1 tRNA gene and 2 rRNA genes (1 of these 3 only partly in view) are annotated in these 2,506 nt (G+C 55.0%); all 3 read right to left on the bottom strand.

Annotation, left to right across the window (positions count from 1 at the left end):
- A tRNA-Met gene (locus SM191_RS19240) sits at nt 1-77 on the bottom strand.
- Nucleotides 78-137: 60 nt separating this feature from the next.
- Nucleotides 138-252: ribosomal RNA gene (rrf, locus tag SM191_RS19235) — 5S ribosomal RNA — on the bottom strand.
- A gap of 131 nt (nt 253-383) precedes the next feature.
- Nucleotides 384-2,506 (bottom strand): 23S ribosomal RNA (locus tag SM191_RS19230) (it continues 672 nt past the right edge of the window).

Raw genomic sequence — 2,506 nt, 5'->3', positions numbered from 1 at the left:
TGGTTGCGGGGGCAGGATTTGAACCTGCGGCCTTCAGGTTATGAGCCTGACGAGCTACCGGGCTGCTCCACCCCGCGCCGAATTTGGGATACGGTGGAAATTGTGAATGGGTTTTGTGTGTATACGCGGACTATAATGCCTGGCGGCGCCCTACTCTTCCACTGCTTGAGCAGTAGTACCATTGGCGCAGTCGGGTTTCACGGCCGAGTTCGGGATGGGATCGGGTGGGACACCGACGCTATGGCCACCAGGCAATAGAGTCCGCGAATACGTCCCCATCTGTTTGGATGGGGAGTTGGGTATAAAATCGATGCGTGCACTGGCTGTATTAATGACCGCACTCTCAGTCATCAGCCCAGGGCTGATGGTGGGGGTGTGGAGCTCTCAAGCGCGAATAGGACAATTAGTATCGGTTAGCTCCATGCGTTACCGCACTTCCACATCCGATCTATCAAGGTCGTGGTCTTCGACCGTCCTGAGAAATCTTATCTTGAGGGAGGCTTCCCGCTTAGATGCTTTCAGCGGTTATCCCGTCCGTACATAGCTACCCTGCTGCGCCGTTGGCACGACGACAGGTACACCAGAGGTACGTTCAACCCGGTCCTCTCGTACTAGGGTCAACTCCTCTCAAATTTCGACGCCCACGGCAGATAGGGACCAAACTGTCTCGCGACGTTCTGAACCCAGCTCACGTACCACTTTAATTGGCGAACAGCCAAACCCTTGGGACCTGCTCCAGCCCCAGGATGTGATGAGCCGACATCGAGGTGCCAAACAACCCCGTCGATATGAGCTCTTGGGGGTTATCAGCCTGTTATCCCCGGCGTACCTTTTATCCGTTGAGCGATGGCCCTTCCACGAGGGACCACCGGATCACTATGACCGACTTTCGTCTCTGCTCGACTTGTCAGTCTCGCAGTCAGGCTGGCTTATGCCATTGCACTCTAACAGCCGGTTTCCAACCGGCCTGAGCCAACCTTCGCGCGCCTCCGTTACTCTTTAGGAGGCGACCGCCCCAGTCAAACTACCCGCCACAGAGGGTCCCTGTACCGGTTTCACGGTACGAGGTTAGACATTAAACAACAACAGGGTGGTATTTCACCTATGGCTCCACATCGGCTGGCGCCAATGCTTCAAAGCCTCCCACCTATGCTACACAGTTCTTGTCCAATGCCACTCTGAAGCTGCAGTAAAGGTGCACGGGGTCTTTCCGTCTAACCGCGGGTACTCCGCATCTTCACGGAGAATTCAATTTCGCTGAGCATGTCCTGGAGACAGTGGGGAAGTCGTTACGCCATTCGTGCAGGTCGGAACTTACCCGACAAGGAATTTCGCTACCTTAGGACCGTTATAGTTACGGCCGCCGTTTACCTGGGCTTCATTTCAGAGCTTGCACTCCTCCACTTAACCTTCAGGCACCGGGCAGGCGTCAGGCCCTATACGTCGTCTTGAAGCCGACTTAGCAGAGCCCTGTGTTTTTGCTAAACAGTCGCTACCCCCTGGCCTGTGCCCCCCATGAGAGCTTGCGCTTACATGGGGCCTCCTTCTTCCGAAGGTACGGAGGCAATTTGCCGAGTTCCTTCAGGACACTTCTCTCAAGCGCCTTGGTATACTCTACCTGACCACCTGTGTCGGTTTCGGGTACGGTCTATACGGTGGGGCTATTTCCCGGGACCTCTTCGAGGCACGTCCAATCCGATAAGGACGTACAACACACGAGATCCGTCACACACCACCAGGCCCACGAATATTAACGTGGTTCCCATCGACTACCCCCTTCGGGCTCGTCTTAGGGGCCGGCTCACCCTGCGCGGATTAGCCTTGCGCAGGAACCCTTGGTCTTTCGGCGAGAGGGCATCTCACCCTCTTTATCGCTACTCATGTCTGCATTCGCACTTCCGATACCTCCACGACCCATTACCAGATCGCTTCGCAGGCTTACGGAACGCTCCGCTACCGCGTGCACTAAGTGCACACCCTAAGCTTCGGTGCGTGTCTTGAGCCCCGTTACATCTTCGCCGCAGAAACCCTTGTTTAGACCAGTGAGCTGTTACGCTTTCTTTAAAGGATGGCTGCTTCTAAGCCAACCTCCTGGTTGTTTTGGGATTTCCACATGCTTTCCCACTTAGACACGACTTGGGGACCTTAGCTGTAGGTCAGGGCTGTTTCCCTTTTGACGACGGACCTTAGCACCCGCCGTCTGTCTCCCGAGTATCACTCATAGGTATTCGGAGTTTGGTTAGTATTGGTAGATCTCGCGACCCCCGCAACCATCCAGTGCTCTACCCCCTATGGTGTCCGCTCGAGGCACTACCTCAATAGTTTTCGCGGAGAACCAGCTATTTCCCGGCTTGATTGGCCTTTCACCCCTAAGCACAACTCATCCGGTAACTTTTCAACGTTAATCGGTTCGGACCTCCAGTGCGTGTTACCGCACCTTCATCCTGGTCATGCATAGATCGCCGGGTTTCGGGTCTAATACTTCAAACTAAAGCGCCCTATTCAG

This window comes from Sphingomonas sp. 2378 (assembly GCF_038084995.1).
Classification (GTDB): domain Bacteria; phylum Pseudomonadota; class Alphaproteobacteria; order Sphingomonadales; family Sphingomonadaceae; genus Sphingomonas.
The sequence above is the reverse complement of the archived record's forward strand: the minus strand, read 5'-3'. Positions and strand labels throughout refer to the sequence as shown.